Raw genomic sequence first — 23,857 nt, forward strand, 5'->3', positions numbered from 1 at the left:
GATTGGAGCAATAAATATGGAGTTAGAAAAATTTATGGCAACAAATTTCCCAAACTTAGTTCTTACGCCACCATTGTTTTATAACTGGGACATTGGTATTCGATTTGAATTAGGAGTGGACTGGAAAAGGGAAGAGAATAAAGAAGGTAGTGTCTATCTTAGAGGAGTTTACGACAGGGCTATCACTTTGTTTGAGTCTTTACACCAAGAGGATGAAGAGATTTTAGTTGTGGTAAATGCACATGATTACGGAGGTAAATGGGCGTTCCGTGGGAAATTGAATTTGTTCTCACGGTATGTACGGGATAAGTCTGTTCTGTACAAATTACAGCATAAGATGATTCCTTACATAATTCCCGAAGACGATGAAGACGGTAAATACAAAACACATCTCTTTATTCTTAAATGTAAAACCTCTGACATTAGATACGTCTCCCTCTTAAAAGCCATATGCAATACTGATATGGGAGTAAAACCGAGTATTAATAATCGAGTCTTTTTTATCAATGTGAAAAATGAAACCATCTTCCATGTGTATGATGACAGAGGCTGTGATTTGGTGGCTAAGTCCCCGGAAGCAATTCGGAGTATCTATGCGAAATATAACGATTGGATATTGGATTATGATAGGGAAAAGATTGATAAAGTATTTAATTGAGTAGTTCGATTCGAAAAGCGATACTCTTAATTGAAGATTCTTTGCGTATAAAAAAGGACGAAACCATATTGGTATTCGTCCTTTTGATATTTTTTTGAAATATCACGTCTGTTGATTAACCAAAAGTAACCAGTGAATAACATGATCAGCTACTGAGCGCTACGTGTATAGTTGACTTTGGATTGAATGACTTCTATACGATTACCGAGATGTCTGGATGTGTAGGGATGCGAATTTGTCGCATCCCTACACATTTTTTTCGGTAATCGTATGGTGGTCCTTTATCCCGCATTAACGGGCAGTAAGACCCCCACTTCAAGTCTTCAAGGACAAAAGAAAAATAAGTGGGGGATCAACTGCCCGTAAAAGCCCGAATGGTTAAACTAACAATCAGTGGGGGATGAAGAACCCCCCTCTGATTGAAGATTAACTTTATCTGTCGTGCTCCAAATCCATAAGTACTCGTAGCGCTGAATCTTTTTTGGACGAAAGAATAGCGGGGCTTCTTATCCGGATAAAAGCCGCCAAAGATGTAATTTTGGCTGCTGATTCTTCCAATATTGTTTTTACTTTTTTTGGTAAAGAACTGTCGCTTTCTATAAGATATTACATGAATTAGATACATACTCTTTACTAAAAGTAAGCAAGGAACGCATTGTACGACGTGCAAGAGTGCCCGAAATTGCACCTTCGGGCACTTACACTCTACATAGAATGTCATCTATTCTTTTCTTCCAAAACTACTGCATTTTTCACTTGAATAGTATAGGTACGCGACAGGCTACTATTCGCAACAGGATTACCGAAAAAAGTGTGGCTAGAAGTGACAGAGTCACTTCTAGCCACACTAGGATCCCTCAGTAAATCTGTCATGAATAGTTAGCCGAAAGCGGGCCGAAAATAGTCCAGTGAAAATCAAGGTCATCAAGCCCTACTCACCAGACGTGTTGAAATATATTTCTAAACAGCGAAGTAAGCTTCGATGATTAACTTTGTCGTTTGTTCGTCCATCTCCAAATGCTTAACATCAGTTCCTTCAATAAGTTGCTGCGTGTTATTGTCATCGAAATTGAATGAGCGGGATAAGTAGGCATTGAATACGCTAATCATGCCGTTCAGCCTCTCTTCCTCAGCTGTCAGCATTCCAGGTTCTGCGTTCTCGATGATTTCCAACTGTTGAAAATCAAGTGCGTTTTTGATGAGAGATAGAAGATCGTAATTCGTCGCAGGCGAGGGGTTTGTAATGTTGTAAATCTTGCCAGCCTCCGCTTTACTTGCAGCCAATGCTAAAATATCAGCAACGTAATTGACTGGAACAAAGTTCGATGTTGCGTTTTTACTTCCGACCACACGGTAAATAACATCAGCCTTGTCAGAAGATCTAGCGATACGACGCTTGAACACATCAAGTGCCCTCATAAAACCGTAAAGCGTGAACTCAGAATCAGCTTCGCCTGTTTCTGAATCACCAACAATAATTGAAGGACGGAATATTGATACATCCATACAATCGGAATAGGACAGGGCAAGGTGTTCGGATTTTACTTTGCTCTCCTCATAAGGATTATGAACGTTTGCATCGATAGGATAGAGTGATTCTACACCATGCGCACGTTTCCCAACCGTGTAAGCAGTGCTGATATAAATGAATTGATTTACATTGAATAGTTTGGCCAATTCCAACGCGTTTTTTGTACCTTCGTAATTGACTGAAAAGAGCTCTTCACGTAATTCTTCATCGAATTTCACAAGAGCTGCGATGTGATAAAACAGGTCGACTTTGCCTTGTAATTCATGAATGACATCGTCAGAAAGTCCGAAAAGCGGTTGTGTAATATCGCCGTTTAAAAGTTGGATTCTGTTCGCGGCATCCCCTGAGAGACTCGCGACAAGTCGTTGAGCTTTGTCCATATCCCGAACGAGTACAAATAATGTATGATCAGTCGTTTCTAGTAAGTTATTTAGTAATTTACCACCAAGAAAGCCAGTAGAACCCGTTAAGAAAATCGTCAACCTAAATCCCTCCATGAATAGGACAGAAATTATCTCCGTCCAATTGCTATTCTAATTATCGCATATATGGTTGCTTAAGTGAAAAATTAGCGGTTTCATGTTTGAAATAAGGTCATTAGAGGAATACATGTTGTGGATTCGACATCAAGGAGGAACTTACAGCATGAGAAAGATGGAAGAAACACAGATGGATTTGAAGAGAGAGAAAATCATCCAAAGCCTTGTGAAAGATGGGGTTTTCAAACTACATGGGAAACATCTTTACGAACTCCCGCTTTACGCACTTATGAAAGCCTATATAATACGTACCGAATAATATCGTACCGGCTGGAACCATCGCATCAGCCGGTATTTTTAGCGTGTATTGTCTTATGTTTAACCAATTGAGGTAAACTAGTGCGATAAGGTTCAGAATGGTGGGGAAATCCGATGTTAGATGACAAGTTAAAAAAACTTCAAAGCGATTGGCTAGATGAAGCAACAATTTCTGCTATGCAGGTAAAGATGAGTAGCGGAGAGCTATCGGCTGAAGAGCTTACGTTTATGTATATTGACACGATCTCATATAGGAACAAAAATATAAAAGCAGTGCTTGAGTTGAACCCACAAGCTGTACAGATTGCTAGGGCTCTTGACGTAGAAAGACGGGAAAAAGGGATCCGTTCACTTCTTCATGGTATTCCGATTTTATTGAAAGATAATATGGGGACCCGCGACATGATGCATACGAGTTGCGGGTCACTTGCGCTTAAGGATTTCTATGCGGCAGAGGATTCTTTTCTCGTTAAGAAATTACGTGATGCGGGAGCTATTATTCTCGGAAAGACGAATATGACAGAGTGGGCGAATTTTATGTCCGATCGGATGACGAACGGCTGGAGTTCACGAGGTGGTCAAGTGAATAATCCATATGGTTTATTTGATGTCGGTGGATCGAGTTCGGGGGCCGCTGCAGGCATTGCAGCAAATATGGCAGCTGTGGCAATTGGTACGGAGACGACCGGATCAATCCTTAACCCGTCAGCGCAGAACTCGCTCGTTGGCATTAAGCCGACTGTAGGAACGATCAGCCGTACAGGGGTGATGCCTCTTTCGTACACACAGGATACTCCGGGGCCTATGGCAAGGACCGTACACGACGCAGCAATTACATTTAGCCTGCTGATTGGCACGGACCCAGAAGACCCTGTAACAGCGGAGGCATCCCGTCTAGTAGGAATTGACTGGACGTCTGTGCTTGATAGTAGAGCACTTGAAGGTGTTCGTCTTGGCGTTGCACGAACGATTTTCGAACGAGAAGCATCTACGGAACGTTTGGACCTTTTCGATGCCGCGCTCAAAGAACTTGAGGCAGCAGGTGCTGTAATAATAGATGATGTAGAATTAGGGACAATGGAAAATGACCTCGGTTATAATGTGCTTCTCTATGAATTTAAAGCGACCTTGAATGCATATCTAGGGAAGACACCTGCAACAAATGCGATTCGTACATTGTCCGATATTATCAACTTCAACAATGAGCATGCAGAAGAAACATTGAAATTCGGTCAAGTGATGCTGGAAAAAGTGGAGCGAACAAGTGGAACGCTGACGGAAAGGGCTTATATAGAGGCACTTCTCCGCAATCGTCATTTGGCAGGGGACATCGCACTTGGCAAAGCACTTGATGAGCATGCTATTCAAGCGCTAGTATTTCCACAAGATCATGGATGCAGTTTCGGAGCGGCAGCGGGTTTCCCATCTGTTACTGTTCCAGCAGCCTATTCCGAGGCAGGTGAACCGTTTGGCATTACATTTTCAGGGAAAGCATTTACTGAACCTGAATTAATAGGCTATGCATACGCGTTCGAACAGCGTGTCAACGCACGGAAAAAACCTTAATCAGTTTTGTCAGAAATAGAGTGTAGCAGAGCCTATTATGATAAACTGAAAGGAATAGAGTGAAAGTGGGGATAATGATGTCCTTCTTAGAAAATATGGACGAAATGTTTAAAGAAAAATGGAAGTTTGAGTACGAAATGCCAATCCAGGAGAAAATGATTCCTGAAATGCTGGCAGGTAAAGATATCGTTGCAGAGTCACCGACGGGTTCGGGCAAGACACTTGCATTTGTATTGCCACTTTTGCAATTGGTTGATGGCGATAAAAAACAAACGCAGGCGCTGATTATAACACCATCACAGGAACTGTCGATGCAAATCGTTAATGTTATCAGAGAATGGGTAACAGGAACTGGTATCACGGTTACACAACTAATTGGCGGGGCCAATATGCAGCGTCAGATTGAACAATTGAAGAAAAAACCAACAATTGTTGTTGGAACACCTGGTCGATTGGCTGAACTTATCAAGGTCAGAAAGTTGAAAATGCATGATATTCGTCACATTGTTCTTGATGAAGGCGATCAGCTTTTAGCGCGTGATCATCGTGTCGTTGTGAAAAATATGATTGAAGCGGCAAATCCGGAAAGACAAGTTATTGCCGTATCTGCGACAATTACAGATGAAATTGAAATTGTTGCTAGCAAGTTTATGAATGATCCAATCCGCATCCAAGTTGGAGCGGAAGAAATGCCGAAATCGGGTAAGGTCGTTCATTCATTTGTGAAAACGGATGCACGGGACAAAACGGATGTATTGCGTGGGATTTCTTATTTGAATGGAATTCGTGCTCTTGCATTTATTAATAATGTGGATCAGCTTCGCATGAAAGAAATGAAGCTTAGGTATAACGAAGCACCAATTGCGGTTCTTCATTCAGAAATGACGAAATTTGAGAGACAGCAAACATTGGAAAGTTTCCGTAAAGGCGAGTTGAAGATTTTGATAGCAACTGATCTTGCGGCACGAGGGCTAGACATTGATGGCTTAACACATGTTATTCACATCGACGTGCCACATACGGTTGAGCAATATTTACACCGTTCAGGCAGAACTGGACGAGCAGGTGGAGATGGGGAAGTATTGACATTGTTGTCGTACCCAGAAGAACGAGATTATCGTAAGCTGACTAAAGGAATTAAAACGGTTCAAAAAGTATGGTATAAAGGCCATCTTGCCGAAGGAAATTCAAAAACAATTGCAGCTCCTAAAAAGAAATAAGACAAGCGCAAGGGATCTATATATGTCGGGAAAATAGCACGTGTGCTGATTAACCATTTATTTGCATAAAATACTGGTGAATAGGGCTTAAAAAATCCGTTTTCACTGAATCATTTCCGGTTCGCTTTCGGCAAACTATTCACGACACATTTACCATGAGGCAAGTGTAGCTAGAAGTGACTCTGTCACTTCTAGCTACACTTTTTTCGGTAATCCTGTTGTGAATACAAGTAGCGCCCAGTAGGTGATCATGTTATTCACTGGTGATTTTTGATTAATCAATAGACGTGGGAAAATAGTTATATAAATCGAGTGAAGGCATCCCCTAGCACCGTAGTGAATTTAATGGAATACTTTATTACCACATATCTAGACAATAATAAAAAGGGCTATCCAGGAATCCAAGTGCATTGGATTTCCAGGGACAGCCCTTTTCTATATATATTGAAAGAACACATTAGGCACTAATTATAGTTGCGTCAAAATAATTGGTTCGCCTTTTGTGACGATAATTGTATGTTCGATTTGAGCCACAAGAGATTTGTCTGGTGTAATGAACGTCCAGCCATCCCCTGATTCAATAATATGCTCTGCTTTTTCAGAGATAAACGGTTCAACTGCGAGAACCATTCCTTCTTTTAGAAGCGTCTTATCCCATGCGTCATAATAATTGAGTACATGCGAAGGTTCTTCGTGCAACGCTTTACCGATGCCGTGGCCAGTCAAGTTTTTGATGACTTTTAAGCCATTTTCTTTTGCTTCGCGTTCAACTGCTTTACCAATTTGGTTTAAGCTTGAACCTGCTTTAACTTTTGTCATTGCACGTTCAAATGCACTCTTAGCCACATCACATAATTGTTGTTTCTTATTATCGGGTGTACCGACAACAAATGAAATGCCAGTGTCAGCAAAATAACCATTGTAGGAACCTGAGACGTCAATATTAACAAGATCTCCATCTTCTATCACGCGGGAACCAGGCATGCCATGGGCAACTTCACTGTTGACGCTGATGCATGTAAATCCAGGGAAATCATATTCTGCGATAGGACCTGAAATTGCACCTTTTTCTTCGAATAAGCGACCGCCGATGTCATCAATTTCTTTCGTCGTTTTACCAGGGACAGTTGCTTCTTTCATCGCTTCCCTGATTTCAGCAACAATTTTGCCGATTTTCTTTAACGCTTCAATTTCCTGTTCAGTTTTTGCAATCATTATGTTCAAATCCTTTCTTCCGTTCATTCTTTTCCATACCATACTATATCATATGGAGCTGAACAAAAAAGCCTACAAACTTAAAAAACGTTTGCAGACTGTCGAATTATTTCTTTGGGATTGTCGTGCTTGTTACTTTTTTTTCTTTCATTACTTTGCGAACAATCGGATAGACGATAGGCGCCAATTTAATAGCGGTTTTTAATAATTTTCCAATATTCATTACGAATCACTCCTAAACACAGCATTTGTTACTTTTTTCCCGAATAGGTGGTTTTATAAACATTCACTTCAATACTTTAACACCTTGAAAAACATTCCAAATTAGAATTGCTATGAGCAAAACTCCATAAACTAGCATGAATAAGACAGGTGTTAATTGCCAAAAACCAAAGTTATCACTAGGCATTACATTCAGGTCGTAGGTAAAGGAAAACATTGAAAAAGAAAAAATGATAAATCCTGCAATAAGAAGTACGACAGGAACAAGATGTGAAACGAGAGAGCGCTTGGCATGGTGTTTTACTTCACGGTCATCCGAAACGAAATAAATAATGACGGGTATAAGTAAAGGGGTGAAGAAGACACTAAAGTAGCATAGGGCGGCTAACAGTTTATTGTTCGACACACGAATCCCTCCATTTTAGTTTAACTATATATATTGAGTAAATGAATCCCTAGATTAAACTTGGCGAAGAGGCCATACAAGGGTTAACTGGAGCCTGAGATTGGCGGCATCTCCTAGCGCCGCAGCGAATTTAATGGAATTCTTAATTTCAACATATGTAGGATAATTATCATCCCTGTTAATCATCTTGCTTATAGGATCCCCATCTTATACAATGAACTAGACAACTAAATTACTGGAACCACAGGGGGAGCCTATTTGGCTGAGATTGGACAGCACGTCCTGACCCTTAGAACCTGTAAGATTATTCTTGCGTAGGAATGTGGATGGAAATTGACATATTCGATGTCCCATCTATTTCGGGATGTCTTTTTTTATGCCCACATCTTTCGCTGAGCTAGGAAAGGGATGAATTAATTTGGATCGGAAAAGACTTCAACTTTTACTTGAAATAGCTATTTTAGGTGCAATTTCATTTGTACTTGATCAGATTGGTTTTAAAATGCCACAGGGTGGCTCGGTTACGCTGTCAATGTTGCCGATTGTTGTCATGGCATTTAGATGGGGGATTGCAGGCGGTATGCTGACTGGCTTCGTCAGCGGGTTATTGCAACTGATGATGGGAGGCTATGTCTTTAATATAATACAGGCTGCGCTTGATTACTTCGTGGCGTACACGTTGGTTGGAGTGGCAGGTGTTACACTTGCATGGCTGTTAAGTAGTAAAGTAAAAGGCAACAAAGGCTCAATGGTTACAGCAATCGTTGTGGGGACAGTTATCGGTGGCCTACTTCGATACTTGATTCACTTCATTGGTGGAATTGTATTTTTTGCATCTTATGCACCTGAGGGACAGCCCGTATGGCTCTATTCACTCGTATACAATGCAAGTTACATGATACCTTCAATAATATTATCAGCAATTGTTGCGTCAATATTATTCACTACAGCACCGCGTCTTTTAGAGAGAAAATAGAAAATCGCCGTTCTGCCCAATGTGGGAGGACGGCGATTTTTTTAAAGGTAAGAAAGTATAAGTTGTTCTACATGGATCGATGTCTAGACTCCAGACGCCAGCCCCTGGGCCCACACGAAGTGGGTCATGCAGTGGGGAGGGATTGAGCTACATCCCTCCTTGTTGCGACAGGATGTCGCGATTTTAGACTGCCTTCCTTTAATTTCAGTCTTGCCGAAAAGGCAAAGACCGCCTTTGTCTTCAAGTCTTTCAGCGCTTGTCGGGGCTAAACAGCGTCTTGCACTTTTATTTAGGTGTGAATGACTTTCGTCTGAAGAACATGAATCCTGCGATTGTAGCTGCAAGAAATAGGGCTGCGGCAGAGACGAATAGTTCATCAGCACCGTTTTTTACAGTGATACCTATAAATGCCCATATGAAGACAGCACTAAATGCTATATCCGCGTAATGGTATAAAAAATGAAGTGCAATAGCGGTTGCGATAGTCAAGTAGATGACGGTCCATAGCGGGTCACTTAGTCCCCAACCAGACCATTCATGCAAAGTAAGGACGTAACTGATATTTGCAATGGTCGCGACAAAAACCCATCCTAGATAGACAGCAATCGGAACTCTACCATGAATATGACTATTTTTTATAGAATAAGTAAAATAAATGGTTAACAGTGTTAAAAGAAGAAGCAGGTTGATAATAATTGTCCATCCGAAGAAACCAAAATGCCAAAGCAAAATCCAAGTGATATTTAATAGGCAGCTGAGCACAAACAAAACTACCCTCCGATTGAATAATGCATGATTAATGTTTACTGTGTTGCGCATAAAGCCGTATAACCAGATAGCGAGAAGCAGATAAATAACGGCCCAAATTGAAAAGGTATATCCTGCAGGTGTAAATAGTACCGGTAAACTATTAGAGATTTGCCCGGTTGTTTTTCCATTGATAGGCATTATATTCGCAGCTGCATTGACTAGAACGACCGCAATGAGCGAAAAGGTCATAATTATAATTCTAAACATATTTAAATCCTCCTACTGAATAGTATACAGAGGAATGGTGGAACCTGCGAAGGAAAGTATGAACCTTCCGTCACAATTGCATTATTTCGCATACCGAAAATTCATGTTATAATCAAGTTGTGTTTTTAGAAAATTTTGAATGAATTAAGGGGGAATAATAGTGACGCAAAAAACGTATTCTGAAGTATGGGATCTTGACGTTTTCTTTAAAGGTGGAAGTGGATCGACAGAACTACGGACACATTTGGATAGCGTAAAAGAAAAGTTAGGTTCATTAGAAGAAACGGCTTCTGCATTTGAAGTTCCTCAGTCAGCTGGTGCGTCAAAAGAAGTTGTAAACCTTATTGAATCATTAAAAGAGGTTGCACTTGACCTGTCACAGGCAGGTGCCGTTATTGGGTGTTTCCTTGCGGCGGATACAACAGATAAAAAAGCATTGCAACTGCAAGGCGAAACCGGCTCCCTTGGGGCACGTTTTTCTACAATCGGGCTTAAAATCCGACAAACGCTGGCAAAAGCAGATGAGGATACATGGAATGGATTAATGGAATCGGATGAACTGAAGGAATTTGCATTTGTACTGAATGAATGGCGTGAAGAGGTCAACCTGAAACTGTCTGAAGAAGAAGAGAGTTTGATCACGTCGCTAAGCGTAGACGGCTATCATGGGTGGGGACAGTTATACGACATGCTCGTTGGTGACATTAAAATCAAAATCGAATTGGACGGAGAAGAGAAAGAACTTTCCGTTGGGCAGGCAAATAACCTAAGTTCGCATGAGAATGCAGATGTGCGAAAGCGCTCATTTGAAGCGTTGGAAGAAGCTTGGGAAGGAAAAGAGGACTTCTTCGCATCTGCATTAAATCATATTGCGGGTTTTAGGCTTGAAGTATACAAAAAACGTGGTTGGGATTCAGTATTGAAAGAGCCACTCCTCCGAAATAGAATGAGCGAAGAGACACTTGATGCAATGTGGGGAGCAATTGGTGTAAATAAAGCCCCGTTTGTAGAATACTTGCAAGTCAAAGCGAGAATGCTAGGTACTGACAAAATGAACTGGTATGACATTGATGCGCCAGTTACAGCATCAACAAAGAAGATGTCGTATCAAGAAGGTGCAGAATTCATCCTAAAACACTTTGGAGAGTTTGGTCCTGAATTGGAAGCCTTTTCTCGCCAGGCGTTTGAAGATAGCTGGATCGAAGCGGAAGATCGCCCGAATAAACGTCCAGGTGGTTTTTGTACGGGTATGCCAGCATCCGAACAATCCCGTATCTTCATGACTTACAGCGGAACAATGTCGAACGTTGCAACACTTGCCCATGAATTGGGTCACGCGTTCCATTCATATGCACTGCGTCCAGTGCATTGGATGAACCGCCAATATGCGATGGGCGTAGCTGAAACGGCATCGACATTTGCAGAGATGATTGTCGCAGATGCTGCTGTAAAAGCCGCGGAAACGAAGGATGAAAAGATTGCATTACTGGAAGATAAAATTCAACGTAGTGTTGCATTCTTTATGAATATCCATGCGAGATTCCTTTTTGAGACGAGATTTTATGAAGAACGAAGAAATGGCATCGTGTCGGCTGAAAGATTGAACGAGTTAATGGCAGAAGCGCAGAAAGAAGCTTACGGAGACGCTCTTAATACGGTACATCCACACTTCTGGGCGTCGAAACTCCATTTCTACATTACGGGCGTGCAATTCTATAATTTCCCGTACACATTCGGCTATTTGTTCTCCCTTAGCATCTATGCAAAAGCTTTAGAAGATGGAGAAGGATTTGAACAGAAATATATGGCGCTTTTACGGGACACTGCGGTTATGAGTGTTGAAGACCTTGCGATGAAACATCTTGGTGAGGATATTACGAAACAAGAGTTTTGGGCAAAAGGCGTAGCGTTATGCATAAAAGATGTTGAGGAGTTCTTGGAACTTACTTCGGTAAAAGGGTGAATATGAATTGATTTTGCTTGAAGGGCAAACTTGTTATTTACGAATATTGACAGAGGAAGACGCATTTAGCTTCACGGAATTACTTAGCGCTAATAAAGAATACTGGTCTATTTTCGAACCGCGGCACGAAAGTAGTTATTTTACCGTGGCTGTCCAAAGAGAGAAAATAAGGGAGTCAATTTATCAAATGCGGGACCGAAGGGAATATAACTTCGGTATCTTCGAAAAGGCAACAAGTAGGCTAATTGGCCATATCTCGCTTTACAGTATTAAAAGACTTCCTTTTTCCAGTGGATTTGTCGGCTATTCAATCGATGAGCGTGAAACGGGTAGGGGAATTGGTACGGAAGCGGTTCGTCTTGTTACTAATTTCTCATTCGATAAAGTCGCTTTACATCGGATCGAGGCATATGTCTCACCCCGTAATAGCGGCTCGTTAAAAGTACTGGAGAGGTCTGGGTACTTCCAAGAAGGACTGCTGCGCAAACTCCTTTATATCAATGGTGTCTGGGAAGACCATTATATCTACGCTATTGTGGAGGATGATTTTTGAAAGGGTAAGACCGCATTGCGAAAATTAATAGCTAAAATAAAAAGCCGATTCCTGTAAATAGGAATCGGCTTTTGTTTATTTCCCGGGAAATGCGTCGATTTTAATCATTGGAATTGTGCATATAGCCATCTATGATGATATCGAGCTTCCCAGTATTAGGGTGGACGACAAGTCCGTGAACGGCTACTTTTTTGTCCATAAGGGGATGATTTCGTACAGCATCCACACTCATCTTGACGCTTTCCGTCACATCGCCAAACCCATGTAACCAATCTTCCATGTCTACACCGGAGTACTTGAGAGTTTTAAAGATATTTTTATCAATCCCGCGATGGACCATTTTTTCTATAATGAGACCTGTATCGACAGCACTCATTCCACAATCGTGATGCCCGACAATGTAAACTTCATCAGCTTGCAAATCATAAACTGCTACAAGCAAGCTTCTCATAATGCCGCCAAATGGGTGTGTGACGACTGCACCGGCGCTTTTAATAATTTTAGCATCGCCATTTTTTAAGTTCATCGCCTTAGGCAACAACTCAGTCAGTCTTGTATCCATACATGTTAATATTACAATTCGCTTATCGGGAAACTTTGTTGTTGCGTATTGTTCATATTGTTTTTCAGCTACAAATGTATCATTAAAATCAAGTATTTCTGAAAGAATTGTCATCGTATACTCCCATTCTGTAAGTTTTTATTTATCATACTTGAAAATATGTAAAAAGAAAAGAGCTGCCTAAAGGCAACTCTTAGAAGTTTGTGTCTGGTTTTGGATCAATTGTTGAAGAATCGGCGGAAATCATAGCCGAAGACAGAAAGTGCATTGTGAACATAGCTGTTATACCAAGGCAAACCATAAAGCCGATAACTGTAGTGAACATCAAGCCCATATATATGACCCCTCTCAAAATTATTAGTTTAGGTACTATCATCAGTATACAGTAAAAACCCAAATTATTTAAGGGGTTCTTGAAATGTTTTACCTAATTGTGACGATTATTAGAAAGCCCAGTTGCCATGGCTGAACACAGGTTCTGAAGAGCCATCATCATTAATTCCATCAATATCCATTTCCCCAGAACCAACCATGAAGTCGACATGTGTGATACTTTGGTTTAAACCATGCTTTACAAGCTCTTCACGTGCCATCGTTTTGCCACCCTCAATACAAAATGAATAGGCACTGCCGAGCGCAAAATGATTCGATGCATTTTCATCGAACAATGTATTATAGAAAAGCAGACCCGATTGGGAAATCGGTGAAGCATGTGGAACAAGTGCGACTTCACCAAGATGTTTTGCACCTTCATCTGTATCAATTAGACGTTGCAAGACTTCTTCACCTTGTTCGGCTGAAATCTCAGTTACTCGTCCATCTTTAAATGTTAATTTGAAGTTATCGATGATATTTCCACCATAGCTTAGCGGTTTTGTGCTTGATATAAAGCCGTTGACGCCCGTTTTTAGAGGGACAGTGAATACTTCCTCTGTTGGCATATTAGCCATGAAAGTATCTCCCTTCTCATTGACGCTACCGGCTCCACACCACAAGTGACCTTCGGGCAATTCAACAATCAGGTCAGTACCTGGCGCTTTGTAATGAAGTTTGCGGTATCTTTTGTTATTTAAGTAATCGACTTTGGCATGCAGATGGTTGTCATGATTGATCCACTCTTGCACTGGGTCTTGCTTGTCTGTACGTACTGCTTTAAAAATTGCAGTCCAAAGTGCCGAAATCTGTTCTTCTTCTGGGAGCTCTGGGAACACTTTTGCTGCCCATGCTTTTGAAGGGGTGGCGATGACTGTCCAGCTGATTTTATCAGACTGTACATACTGCCGATATTTGTCGAGTGCCTGTCCAGTGGCTTTTTGTGAGTCGGCAATGCGCGAAGGCTCAATTCCTTTTAATAAGTCAGGACTTTGGGACACGATACTCATGAATGCAGCACCTTTTTCTGCAAGTGTTTCGCGTTCCATTACTTTCCATTCAGGGAATTCAGCAAAAGAATCAGCTGGAGCTTTTTCATAACGCAGTCGGGAAATCGTGTCATCGGACCAATCAACAAATACTTGACGTGCACCCGCATCATAAGCTTTTTCAGTTACAAGACGGACAAATTCCGTTGTTTCTGTTGAAGCACTGATATAAAGGTATTGATTTGGTTGAATATTGACCCCAACCTTTACTGCAAGTTCAGCATAGCGGGATAATTGTTTTTCGAAAGTAGACATAAATAAAAACTCCTTCCTCTATCTTCTATAATAGTACCAATTTATAGGCCCGGCCTGCAACGTCAAATGTATTGAAAAAGTTAATCTTCATCTCCACGGATTGTTAGTTTAGCCATTAGGGTTTTTGCAGGATAAATTGTGACAGTATGAAAACTTGCATATATTTATTACTTCTGTTCACCTAAAGAATAGGCCGGAGATGCCGAAATAAGAAGAAGAATGGAATACTTGGAGGGTCAACTTATGGATTTATCAACAGTAATTGGTCTAGTATTAGGGTTTGTTGCGCTTCTTGTCGGTATGACGATGAAAGGTGTCCCGGTAGATAGCTTATTTAATATGGCAGCTATACTAATAATACTGGTAGGAACGCTTGCGGCTGTTATCATTGCCTTTCCAATGAATGAGTTGAAACGTGTACCCAAATTATTTGGCGTGCTTTTTAAAGAACAGAAACTTGCTTCCGATTCCGATATCATCCGTATGTTTTCAAGTTGGGCAGATATTGCGCGACGTGAAGGATTATTATCGCTTGAAGCAAAAACAGACGAAATTAATGATCCATTTTTGAAAAATGGATTGGGCCTCGCAATTGATGGGCAAAATGCCGATTATATCCGTGATGTGCTAAGTGAAGAAGTAGAAGCTATGGAAGATCGGCATTCTGCCGGAGCACAAATATTCTCGCAGGCGGGCACATACGCACCAACACTGGGTGTTCTAGGAGCAGTCGTAGGTCTTATTGCAGCACTTGGGAATTTGAATGATATCGAGGCGCTTGGTCATGCGATTTCCGCAGCATTTATTGCGACGTTGCTTGGTATTTTTACTGGATATGTGCTTTGGCATCCATTTGCGAATAAATTAAAACGTAAATCGCACGAAGAAGTAAGACAGAAGAAAATGATGATTGAAGGGGTCCTCTCCGTTCTTGAAGGGGAAGCACCGCGTGTTATTGAGCAGAAGCTGTCCTCATATCTGTCTGCGGAAGAACGCAGAAAGCTGGCTGTTACAAAGAATAGCGATAAGGGGGATGGGGAGTTTGTCGAAGAGACGTAAGAGAAAAAAGGATGACCACCATATAGATGAGTCATGGCTGTTGCCATACTCCGACCTTATGACTCTTCTTCTCGCGTTATTCATCGTACTATTTGCCTCAAGCTCGGTAGATGAAGTCAAACTTAAACAGATGTCAGCAGTGTTCAGTGAAATATTTGATGGTGGACAAGGTGTGATGGATAATGCAGCTCCTACACCTGTGCCGATACCGAAGGATTCAATTGGTACCAACAATGAGAATACATCCTATATAGAAGATCAGAAGTCACTTACTGAAATTCAAGATAGAGTAGATGAGTATATTGCAGTGAATGAACTGGAGAATCAGTTCGAAACCAAACTGACGGATGAAGGGTTATTAGTGACAATTAGAGACAGTATCCTCTTTAGTCCAGGAATGGCAGATATCAATCCTGAATATATAGGGATTGCAGATGATATTGCGGAACTTCTTGTTTTTGACCCACCTCGTCATATCGTCGTCACTGGCCACACGGATAATGTTCCGATTGGAAATGCTCAATTTCAATCGAACTGGGAGCTTAGTGTAATGAGAGCGGTGAATTTCTTGAAAAGTATTGTGAGAAATGAAGAGATCAATCCACTTTTATTCAGTGCGAAAGGATACGGCGAGTTTCAGCCAATCGAATCAAATGAAACAGCTGATGGAAGAAGTAAAAACCGTCGGGTAGAAGTATTGATCCAGCCACTTGTACTAGAAGATGGAACTGCATTTGAATAAATTTATCCAAAGAAAAAAGATTCACCGGTAAATTCATACCGGTGAATCTTTTTAGGCTGCTTAACTTCTTAGCGTACCAAGTTCAGCTGCAATTGCCTGCATTTCATTTGGTGTGATGTTAGTGCGTTTCATGACCATTTTGTACATATAGTGCAAGTCATCATATTTAGATGTGCTGAAATTCTCCGGATTCATAGCTGCTGAATTAACCATACGAAGTTTTTCTGTAATTTTGTCGATCATATAAGAAACATTTTCTGGTGTTGGGTTAGATAAATCCATAGTATAGTCCACCTTTCGATAAGCTTTGGACCTATCATTTCATTATTCTCCCGGACTGTCAAATAGAATTGGAAATCAACCTCGTTTTGCTGCTTCTCTTTCCTCTTTGAGTTTTGCATTGAAGCGTTTTGTTTCAAAGACGATGACCCCAGATAACCCGAGAAGTCCAATTAAGTTTGGTATTGCCATGAGTCCGTTCATTACGTCAGCGAATAACCAAACAGCATCAAGAGTTGCTGTAGCACCAACAAAGATGACTCCAATAAATACAATACGGTAGTAGATTAGAACTTTAGGATTCGGGAATAGGTATTGGAAACACTTCTCGCCGTAATAAGCCCAACCGAAAATTGTTGATGTTGCAAAGAATATCAATCCGATTGCAACAACAATCGGCCCAGCACCTCCAAGGAACTCGCCGAACGCGGCAGCTGTGAGAGAGCCAGCTTCAATGCTCTTGTCTTTCCACATGCCAGACATGACGATTGTTACCCCGGTAATTGAACAGATGATTAGGGTATCGAATAATACTTGTGTCATGGAAACGAGTGCTTGACGACCTGGTAAGTCTGTTCTAGCTGCAGCAGCAGCAATCGGAGCAGATCCAAGACCTGCCTCATTGGAGAAGAGACCACGTGCTACCCCGAAACGGATTGCCGCACCGATTGCGCCCCCAACAGCTGCTTCACCAGTAAACGCAAATTTGAATATCGTTGCAAAAGCTTCTGGAATCAAGTTGAAGTTCAAAATCATTACGATTAAACCTGCTATTAAATAGAAACCTGCCATAACCGGGACAAAAAACGATGTAACCTTACCAATCGTTTTAATGCCTCCAATAATAACCATTCCACCTAATACAACAAGAACAAGTCCTGTAATCCAATGGGGAACACTAAAAGTTGAATTCAAGACATCGGCAACTGCTTTCGATTGTGTTCCGTTACCGATTCCAAATGCTGCAATCGCGCCAAAAATAGCGAATAAGACGCCGAGCCATTTCATTTTCAGACCGTGTTCAAGATAGTACATTGGTCCGCCCGCCATTTGTCCATTGGCATCCTTGACCCGATATTTAACTGCAAGAATTGCTTCTCCATATTTTGTAGCCATCCCGAAGAATCCGGCCATCCACATCCAGAACACAGCGCCTGGACCACCAAAGTAAATTGCTGTTGCAACTCCGACGATGTTCCCCACGCCGACTGTGGCGGCCATCGCTGTCATCAGTGCCTGGAAGTGAGAAATATCACCTTCTGATGTTTTATCCTGATTTCTTGAGAAAACGAGTTTTAGTGCATAAGGCAACATACGTATTTGAATAAGTCCTAGTCTTAATGTTAAAAAGATACCTGTTCCGACGAGAAGGATAAGCAAAGGCGGTCCCCAAATAAATCCGCTGGCCTTATCCAAAAAAGCTGTTAATCCATCCATTTCATTACCCCCAAGTAATTTATTTTTCGTGAACCCCTATTCCCTTTTAGCTCACATCCTCTCAGTCTCTCTAATTCGTCATCCCTATTGTCAATATTCCGAAAATTATCATCATTCGTCAAGCTTTATTTTTTAAATTCGACAATTTGTTTGTATTTCCTTTAGCTGGGGTATAATTGTATATGCGAAAGAGTTTGAATTGGAGGGCTTATAATGGGTAATAGCAAATTTGGTACGTTTATTATTGTTGGTGCACTTACGGGTGCGGTTGTAAGTATGTTCGATCGGAGTACGCGGAAACATATCGTAAAGAAATCAAATAATTGTATATCGGAAATGAAGTATTATGCGAAAAATACTGATGTGCTAAGATGGAAATTGGAAGAGAAGAAAGACAAGTATAAGTCTGTCTTTGAACAACTATCGGACGATGCATCATATATTAAAGCACAAGTAGAAGAGTTAAAAGCACTTACGCCACAAGTTAAAGGTTTAGTCATGGACACAAAGGATGCATTTGTTGAATCGAAAGATGAATACAAGTCAATTGTTAGTGAAACACCATAGGAATATAGTGTCGGTTTTAAAAGTAAACTGTATTGAAAGGGGTGACGAAAGTTTGAAGAATGATGAACGTTCAACACCTACACCGATCCAAGAAGAGAAAACTAGCAAGTATAAGGAGAAGATGGATGGCTTTATGGCAGACTCCGCAGCCATGAAGTTTTTGGATGATGTAAAAGAAGGTGAACTTGAGCAATTTGATGTCACGACAACAAATGGATTTTTCAAAGAACTGCTTGTCCGGATAAAAAAAGTCGACGTGACGGGCATTGGCTCGCAACTCGCCTTCTTTTTCCTTTTGTCCCTATTTCCCCTACTAATCTTTATAATGACATTGTTACCTTATCTAAACTTTAACCAAGCGGAAGTTCTCTTATTGATTCGAGACTATGCACCAGAGAGCGTTGCTACGCTAATCGAGGACACATTAAAAGAAATCTTGCAAAACCGCAATGGTGGTTTACTATCATTTGGGATACTTGCGACGGTGTGGTCAGCATCTAAAGGAATGAACGCACTGACGAAAGCTTTGAACCGATCTTATTTTACGGAGGAATCACGTTCGTTCATCGTGGCCCGCGGTATGTCGGTTGTCTTTACTATCTTACTCGTCGCCGTGTTGGTAGTCGCCCTTGTATTACCAGTGTTCGGGCAACAGATTGGCGTACTAGTATTCTCTTATATGGGACTTGAAGATGGATTCATCACTTTGTGGGGTAGTTTGCGCTGGGTATTGCCGCCTGTACTAATCTTCTTCGTGTTTTCACTTATTTATTGGCTGGTACCTAACTTAAAAATTCACTTTATAAGTGTGCTGCCAGGAGCATTATTTGCTACGGTAGGCTGGATTCTGACATCATTTGGATTCTCATACTATGTCAATAACTTCGGAAGCTATTCGGGTACATATGGTAGTATCGGAGCAATTATTGTATTAATGATGTGGTTATATTTCTCAGCTATAATTCTGATACTGGGCGGACAGCTGAATGCCGTCACATTTGAGAGGACTCAGTTGAAAAGAGCAAAAGCAAAAAGCAATGCAGTCATGTAACAATGACGCATTGCTTTTTTTCTATATATGTTGAACGAGTGAATACCTATATAAACGGAGCGAAGGCGCCTTACAAGGGGATCTCTATTCCAATTATATCGTTAGAGAGATATAAATGAATTATTCAATGTGATTCAGCATCCTAAGCCCGTTTAAAATGACAAGGATAGTGCTACCTTCGTGGCCGATAACGCCAAGCGGCAGATCAACGACTTGCAGGAAGTTTGAAACAATTAACACCAAAATGATTGAAATGGAGAACAAGACATTCTGTTTCACAATCCGCTGCATTTTACGAGATAACTTGATGGCATAAGAGATACGTCTCAAGTCATTTTGCATTAGAACAATATCGGCTGTTTCAAGTGCAACATCGGTACCTTCACCCATTGCGATACCTGATGTTGCGGTAGCAAGTGCAGGTGCATCATTGATCCCGTCACCGACCATACCTACGTTTTTGTAGTCGATCAGGAGGCGTTTCAAATGATTGACTTTCATTTCCGGCAGACATTCTGCAACGTATGAATCGAGTCCGGCCTGTTTCGCAATAGCGGCAGCAGTTTTTTCATTATCACCTGTTAACATGATTGTTAAAATACCTGATTTTTTCAATTGTGTGATGGCCTCGATGGCCTCAGGGCGCAACGAATCTCTTAGTGCTGCCGCAGCGATAATACCTTTATCATCTTTCATGAAGATAATTGTTTTACCTTCATCGGCAAGAGAGAGGGCGACGCCTTGCTGAAATTCCTCTGTCAATTCTTTGCCGACAAAACGTGGATTTCCAACGAGAAATTCTTGTGTATCAATAATTGCCCGGATACCGTGGCCAGGTACATCTTTAATGTGAAGATTTCGGTCCAAGGTTATTCCTTTATTGACCGCATATTTTGTAATCGCGACAGCAAGTGGATGATTCGATTGGGATTCAATACTTGCAAGCATCGTTAGTGTTGCATCTGGATCTGCGCCATCACGTACATAGAAGTCTGTGACAATTGGTTTACCGTTCGTTAAAGTACCGGTTTTATCAAAAGCAATCGCTTTAAGTGAACCCAAATGCTCTAGATGGACACCACCTTTGAATAGAACGCCTTTCTTTGCTCCGTTAGAGACCGCGGCAAGTGTCGCTGGCATAATAGATGCGACTAGCGCACACGGAGATGCAACGACGAGCAGGACGATTGCCCGATAGAGCGTAGTCATCCAATCCCATCCAAACAAATAATGAGGCACAACCATCATGATTAGTACCATGATGATAACGGCTTTTACATACGTTCCTTCAAATCGTTCTATAAATTGCTGTGAAGGTGATTTCTCGCTTTGGGCACTTTGAACAAGTGTAATGATTTTTTGGAAAAGTGTTTCAGAACTAGGCTTTGTCATTTTTATTTGGATAGCACCGCTTAAATTGACTGTACCGGCGAATAGTTCGTCGCCGATTTCTTTTGTGACGGGAATGGATTCTCCATTAACGGCAGACATATCGATGGAAGAAACACCAAAAGTGATATTCCCGTCGACCGGAACCCTTTCACCTGGTTTGACGAGTAGAATGGATCCGACCATTAGGGAAGAGGTCGCCACTTTAATAGCAGTACCATCTTCTTGAAGGAGCCACGCCTCTTCAGGCTGTAATTCCATAAGTGCGGAGATTTCCTTATGGCTTTTATTTAGCGTGTAGCTTTCAAGCGCACCACTGAGTGCAAAGATGAAAATAAGGACCGCTCCCTCCGCCCAGTATCCAATAAATGCAGCACCGATTGCTGCGAACACCATTAGCATCTCGACATTCAGTTCCTTGTCATTAATCGTATCTTCAATACCTTCCTTCGCTTTGGCGAATCCACCTATAATAAAGGCGGTGATATAGAGGGGGACAGAAAGGGTTTCCAATCCGTACTTACCACTTATCCAAGCTGTAAGAATTAGTGCACCTGATAGAATCGCAGCAATCAATTCAAGATGTGCTGGCCATGTTATAGCTTCTTTTGGCTGTTGTTCAGTGAGAGTAGTCACAGTTATTACCTCCTAATTGATAATGATAGTCAATTTCAAATGGCTCATTAAAGTATGAAAGTCGGTTCCCATTGATGGGAACCGACTAATGTTTATAGATGATAATTGATATCAGTTGATAATTATTATTGTTGATAAACATAGTATATCCAACTGGAAAAGAAATAGATACTATTTTGTATTGGAGGTTGGGATGAGGGAGTTAGTAGTTAGTGAGGCTTACCGCAGATTATTCTAGTTCTGTCGTCCAGTTCAGTGGATTGTTCATAGAGTTTTTAGACTGTCGTATAGATTTCCGCAAGTTCGCTCTACTTCACGGACTATTAACCAACGTCTAATTAAAAAAAGGCATCTTATGCCGGGATTACTCCGACATTAAGATGCCTTACTCAATTAGCTAAAAACTTTTTCTTTAAACTGAGACAGTTTTTCAAGCGAAGACTTGTCGACGTCAGCATGCAAGCTGTTGCCGTGCGAGTCCATAGTCACAACTGCGGTGAAATCTTTAACGCGCAGATGCCACATTGCTTCAGGAATACCGAATTGAAGAAGGTCGACACCCTCGACTGCTTTAATACAGTCGGCATAATATTGCGCAGCACCACCAATTGCATTTAAGTAGACGCCGCCATGTTCTTCTAAAGCTGCCAACGTTTTCGGACCCATACCGCCTTTACCGATAACAGCACGCACTCCGAATTTTTTCATGATGTCGCCTTGATATGGTTCTTCACGGGCTGATGTTGTGGGTCCCGCAGCTTTGATTTCATAACTGCCATCTTCATTTTTCATCACAACCGGGCCACAATGATAAATGATTTGTCCATCAAGATCGATAGGTGAGTCATTTTCTGATAAGTATTTATGGATCGCATCACGACCTGTATACATCATTCCGCTGATTTTAACAACATCGCCGACATTTAAATCACGGATCTGTTCTTCTGAAATTGGGGCCATGAGCTCGACAGTACGTGCAGTTTGTTTCGCTTCATCTTGATTATTATCATCTTGTGCGAAAGCAATTTTTTCTCCATCATTGTAATGCCAGTTCGTAATATTACCAGATCCAGCATCGATATCCACAGCCATTCGGCGGTATGCCCAACAGTTATATGCTACAGAAACATAGAAGCTTGCAGGGATCCGGTGCATGACGCCAATTTTACAACCGAGGAGGGTAACCTCGCCACCGAAGCCCATTGTACCGATGCCGAGTTTGTTTGCTGATTCCAGGACATATTCTTCAAGGTCAGCAAGTTTCGGATTCGGATTTAGGTCGTCTACTTCGCGGAAAAGTTGGTCTTTTGCAAGTTCGTAGCCCGAAGCGCGGTCTCCGCCGATTCCGACGCCAATGAAACCCGCAGAACACCCTTGCCCTTGGGCTTGATAAACAGAGTGTAAAATACATTTACGGATGCCATCAAGATCGCGTCCAGCACGACCAAGTCCGTCGAGTTCTGCAGGTAGGCTATATTGAATGTTTTTATTCTCACAGCCGCCGCCTTTTAGAATCAGTTTCACTTCGATATGATCTTGTTCCCATTGTTCAAATTTCACAACGGGGACACCTGTACCAAGATTATCTCCGCTATTATCACCCGTCAGTGAGTCGACAGAGTTTGGACGGAGTTTAGTGTCTTTTGTGGCTTGTACAATTGCGCGCTTAACAGCGGCCTTGATTTCAATTTGGTTGACTCCGACTGGTGTTTTGATTTTAAATGTTGGCATGCCGGTATCCTGGCAGATTGGCGACATTTTTTCATCAGCCATATTGATGTTTTTTGTAATCGTCTCAAGACTCATTGCTGCTCGTGTACCGGCATCTTCTAGCTCTTTTGCTGCAAGGATTTTTCGACGCACATCTTTTGGAAGATTCGTGGAAGTTTCGCAGATGAGATCATACATGCTCTTTTCAAGTTGTTCTATGTACATTCTCGATTTCCCCCTGTAGTTATAGCCTGTTACTTATCTAATTTGATTTTTTCCATCTGTTCTTCAAGGTCGTCTAGCAAACTTATTAGCTGATCGATTTCCTGAAGGTCAGCTGTTTCTGGTTCAATTGTATCCAGCGTTTCAAGAAATTGATGAAGCCTAGTTTTTAATCCTTCAACATGTCCGTTATTTTGTGCTTTGTCCAATCCGTACACCTCTTTTCATTAGTATAATCGTAAACGAAAAAACGGAATTTATCAATGAAGGGGAATAGAACCTTTTCAGGTAGTTGAATATTCTTTTTAACATAATCTTTACAATACATAATCTATGTGCTATGATTCATTTAATCAAACGAAAGGGAGGATGACGGTAAGGGTAATCACAACGGAAACCAAGG

Annotated in this window: 23 protein-coding genes and 1 riboswitch; of the genes, 11 read left to right on the forward strand and 12 right to left on the reverse strand. The window is 41.3% G+C overall.

The genetic code is table 11. From position 1 onward, the window contains the following. Positions 1–16: 16 nt before the first annotated feature. Positions 17–658, forward strand: coding sequence for a DUF3885 domain-containing protein (locus MKY15_RS10860; RefSeq protein WP_187046636.1), 642 nt, complete (start codon positions 17–19; stop codon positions 656–658). Positions 659–1,618: 960 nt separating this feature from the next. Here the strand turns inward: MKY15_RS10860 and MKY15_RS10865 are convergent. Then, positions 1,619–2,671 carry an SDR family oxidoreductase gene (locus MKY15_RS10865; protein ID WP_342539680.1) on the reverse strand — a complete coding sequence of 351 codons (1,053 nt, stop codon included), beginning with the start codon at positions 2,669–2,671 and terminating at the stop codon, positions 1,619–1,621. Positions 2,672–2,834: 163 nt separating this feature from the next. On the opposite strand from MKY15_RS10865, the gene fbpA reads away from it, so the two are divergent. The 3 genes from fbpA to MKY15_RS10880 all read left to right on the forward strand — a co-directional run bounded on the left by fbpA (position 2,835) and on the right by MKY15_RS10880 (position 5,772). After that, positions 2,835–2,987: a Fur-regulated basic protein FbpA gene (gene fbpA / locus MKY15_RS10870; protein ID WP_342539681.1), complete on the forward strand. Its 153-nt coding sequence runs from the start codon at positions 2,835–2,837 to the stop codon at positions 2,985–2,987. Positions 2,988–3,100: 113 nt separating this feature from the next. Then, a complete protein-coding gene (locus MKY15_RS10875) occupies positions 3,101–4,552 on the forward strand; it encodes an amidase family protein (protein WP_342539682.1) in 1,452 nt (483 codons plus the stop codon). Positions 4,553–4,629: 77 nt separating this feature from the next. Next, the gene (locus tag MKY15_RS10880; protein ID WP_067205742.1) at positions 4,630–5,772 is read left to right on the forward strand and encodes a DEAD/DEAH box helicase; all 1,143 of its coding nucleotides are present in this window, start codon (positions 4,630–4,632) and stop codon (positions 5,770–5,772) included. Positions 5,773–6,240: 468 nt separating this feature from the next. On the opposite strand, the gene map is transcribed toward MKY15_RS10880, so the two are convergent. From map to MKY15_RS10895, 3 genes are all read right to left on the reverse strand, one after another. Further along, the gene (map, locus tag MKY15_RS10885; protein WP_067205745.1) at positions 6,241–6,987 is read right to left on the reverse strand and encodes a type I methionyl aminopeptidase; all 747 of its coding nucleotides are present in this window, start codon (positions 6,985–6,987) and stop codon (positions 6,241–6,243) included. A gap of 106 nt (positions 6,988–7,093) precedes the next feature. After that, positions 7,094–7,210, reverse strand: coding sequence for a hypothetical protein (locus tag MKY15_RS10890; protein WP_231885760.1), 117 nt, complete (start codon positions 7,208–7,210; stop codon positions 7,094–7,096). Between the two features lie 63 nt (positions 7,211–7,273). Continuing rightward, positions 7,274–7,615, reverse strand: a complete 342-nt coding sequence (locus MKY15_RS10895; protein ID WP_067205748.1) for a DUF4870 domain-containing protein — start codon at positions 7,613–7,615, stop codon at positions 7,274–7,276. Between the two features lie 236 nt (positions 7,616–7,851). Then, a riboswitch (TPP riboswitch) is annotated at positions 7,852–7,953 on the forward strand. A gap of 80 nt (positions 7,954–8,033) precedes the next feature. On the opposite strand from MKY15_RS10895, the gene thiT reads away from it, so the two are divergent. Beyond that, complete coding sequence (gene thiT / locus MKY15_RS10900; RefSeq protein WP_187046640.1) at positions 8,034–8,591, forward strand: energy-coupled thiamine transporter ThiT; 558 nt, start codon at positions 8,034–8,036, stop codon at positions 8,589–8,591. Between the two features lie 285 nt (positions 8,592–8,876). Here the strand turns inward: thiT and MKY15_RS10905 are convergent, their stop codons facing one another. After that, a complete protein-coding gene (locus MKY15_RS10905) occupies positions 8,877–9,608 on the reverse strand; it encodes a tryptophan-rich sensory protein (RefSeq protein ID WP_067205754.1) in 732 nt (243 codons plus the stop codon). A gap of 160 nt (positions 9,609–9,768) precedes the next feature. Here MKY15_RS10905 and MKY15_RS10910 point away from each other — a divergent pair, with 160 nt between their 5' ends. After that, positions 9,769–11,571, forward strand: coding sequence for a M3 family oligoendopeptidase (locus MKY15_RS10910; protein ID WP_342539684.1), 1,803 nt, complete (start codon positions 9,769–9,771; stop codon positions 11,569–11,571). Positions 11,572–11,578: 7 nt separating this feature from the next. Further along, entirely contained in the window at positions 11,579–12,124 is a 546-nt protein-coding gene (locus MKY15_RS10915; RefSeq protein ID WP_067205759.1) for a GNAT family protein, read from the forward strand. Positions 12,125–12,224: 100 nt separating this feature from the next. Here the strand turns inward: MKY15_RS10915 and MKY15_RS10920 are convergent, their stop codons facing one another. Both MKY15_RS10920 and MKY15_RS10925 read right to left on the reverse strand, forming a co-directional pair. After that, on the reverse strand, positions 12,225–12,800 hold the full coding sequence (locus tag MKY15_RS10920; RefSeq protein ID WP_067205761.1) for a carbonic anhydrase: 576 nt from the start codon (positions 12,798–12,800) through the stop codon (positions 12,225–12,227). Between the two features lie 329 nt (positions 12,801–13,129). Further along, a complete protein-coding gene (locus MKY15_RS10925) occupies positions 13,130–14,362 on the reverse strand; it encodes an aminopeptidase (RefSeq protein WP_067205763.1) in 1,233 nt (410 codons plus the stop codon). A 243-nt stretch (positions 14,363–14,605) separates the two neighbouring features. On the opposite strand from MKY15_RS10925, the gene motA reads away from it, so the two are divergent. Together motA and motB are read left to right on the forward strand one after the other, a co-directional pair. Next, on the forward strand, positions 14,606–15,421 hold the full coding sequence (gene motA, locus MKY15_RS10930; protein ID WP_067205766.1) for a flagellar motor stator protein MotA: 816 nt from the start codon (positions 14,606–14,608) through the stop codon (positions 15,419–15,421). Next, positions 15,405–16,163 carry a flagellar motor protein MotB gene (gene motB / locus MKY15_RS10935; RefSeq protein WP_067205768.1) on the forward strand — a complete coding sequence of 253 codons (759 nt, stop codon included), beginning with the start codon at positions 15,405–15,407 and terminating at the stop codon, positions 16,161–16,163. The genes motA and motB overlap by 17 nt, the downstream gene beginning before the upstream one ends. A gap of 60 nt (positions 16,164–16,223) precedes the next feature. Here the strand turns inward: motB and MKY15_RS10940 are convergent, their stop codons facing one another. Beyond that, on the reverse strand, positions 16,224–16,445 hold the full coding sequence (locus MKY15_RS10940; RefSeq protein ID WP_338653591.1) for a DUF1128 domain-containing protein: 222 nt from the start codon (positions 16,443–16,445) through the stop codon (positions 16,224–16,226). A 75-nt stretch (positions 16,446–16,520) separates the two neighbouring features. Continuing rightward, entirely contained in the window at positions 16,521–17,879 is a 1,359-nt protein-coding gene (locus MKY15_RS10945; protein WP_067205774.1) for a sodium:alanine symporter family protein, read from the reverse strand. A gap of 213 nt (positions 17,880–18,092) precedes the next feature. Between MKY15_RS10945 and MKY15_RS10950 the strand changes: the two genes are divergently transcribed. Further along, entirely contained in the window at positions 18,093–18,446 is a 354-nt protein-coding gene (locus MKY15_RS10950) for a hypothetical protein (RefSeq protein ID WP_067205777.1), read from the forward strand. A gap of 52 nt (positions 18,447–18,498) precedes the next feature. Further along, positions 18,499–19,497, forward strand: a complete 999-nt coding sequence (locus MKY15_RS10955) for a YihY/virulence factor BrkB family protein (protein WP_335339514.1) — start codon at positions 18,499–18,501, stop codon at positions 19,495–19,497. Positions 19,498–19,617: 120 nt separating this feature from the next. Here the strand turns inward: MKY15_RS10955 and MKY15_RS10960 are convergent, their stop codons facing one another. The 3 genes from MKY15_RS10960 to MKY15_RS10970 form a co-directional block, all read right to left on the reverse strand. Then, positions 19,618–21,522 carry a heavy metal translocating P-type ATPase gene (locus MKY15_RS10960; RefSeq protein WP_342539686.1) on the reverse strand — a complete coding sequence of 635 codons (1,905 nt, stop codon included), beginning with the start codon at positions 21,520–21,522 and terminating at the stop codon, positions 19,618–19,620. 393 nt (positions 21,523–21,915) lie between these two features. Beyond that, positions 21,916–23,457, reverse strand: a complete 1,542-nt coding sequence (locus MKY15_RS10965; protein ID WP_067205783.1) for a fumarate hydratase — start codon at positions 23,455–23,457, stop codon at positions 21,916–21,918. Positions 23,458–23,486: 29 nt separating this feature from the next. Continuing rightward, entirely contained in the window at positions 23,487–23,663 is a 177-nt protein-coding gene (locus tag MKY15_RS10970) for an SE1561 family protein (protein ID WP_187046647.1), read from the reverse strand. Positions 23,664–23,857 lie beyond the last annotated feature (194 nt).

The organism is Sporosarcina sp. FSL K6-1540, from assembly GCF_038620285.1.
In the GTDB taxonomy this organism is placed as follows: Bacteria; Bacillota; Bacilli; order Bacillales_A; family Planococcaceae; genus Sporosarcina; species Sporosarcina psychrophila.

Coding starts and splice junctions, on each gene's coding strand:
- MKY15_RS10860 (WP_187046636.1), top strand. CDS start 17: ATGGAGTTAGAAAAATTTATGGCAACAAATTTCCCAAACTTAGTTCTT.
- fbpA (WP_342539681.1), top strand. CDS start 2,835: ATGAGAAAGATGGAAGAAACACAGATGGATTTGAAGAGAGAGAAAATC.
- MKY15_RS10875 (WP_342539682.1), top strand. CDS start 3,101: ATGTTAGATGACAAGTTAAAAAAACTTCAAAGCGATTGGCTAGATGAA.
- MKY15_RS10880 (WP_067205742.1), top strand. CDS start 4,630: ATGTCCTTCTTAGAAAATATGGACGAAATGTTTAAAGAAAAATGGAAG.
- map (WP_067205745.1), bottom strand. CDS start 6,987: ATGATTGCAAAAACTGAACAGGAAATTGAAGCGTTAAAGAAAATCGGC.
- MKY15_RS10890 (WP_231885760.1), bottom strand. CDS start 7,210: ATGAATATTGGAAAATTATTAAAAACCGCTATTAAATTGGCGCCTATC.
- MKY15_RS10905 (WP_067205754.1), bottom strand. CDS start 9,608: ATGTTTAGAATTATAATTATGACCTTTTCGCTCATTGCGGTCGTTCTA.
- MKY15_RS10920 (WP_067205761.1), bottom strand. CDS start 12,800: ATGACAATTCTTTCAGAAATACTTGATTTTAATGATACATTTGTAGCT.
- MKY15_RS10925 (WP_067205763.1), bottom strand. CDS start 14,362: ATGTCTACTTTCGAAAAACAATTATCCCGCTATGCTGAACTTGCAGTA.
- motA (WP_067205766.1), top strand. CDS start 14,606: ATGGATTTATCAACAGTAATTGGTCTAGTATTAGGGTTTGTTGCGCTT.
- MKY15_RS10940 (WP_338653591.1), bottom strand. CDS start 16,445: ATGGATTTATCTAACCCAACACCAGAAAATGTTTCTTATATGATCGAC.
- MKY15_RS10945 (WP_067205774.1), bottom strand. CDS start 17,879: ATGGATGGATTAACAGCTTTTTTGGATAAGGCCAGCGGATTTATTTGG.
- MKY15_RS10950 (WP_067205777.1), top strand. CDS start 18,093: ATGGGTAATAGCAAATTTGGTACGTTTATTATTGTTGGTGCACTTACG.
- MKY15_RS10965 (WP_067205783.1), bottom strand. CDS start 23,457: ATGTACATAGAACAACTTGAAAAGAGCATGTATGATCTCATCTGCGAA.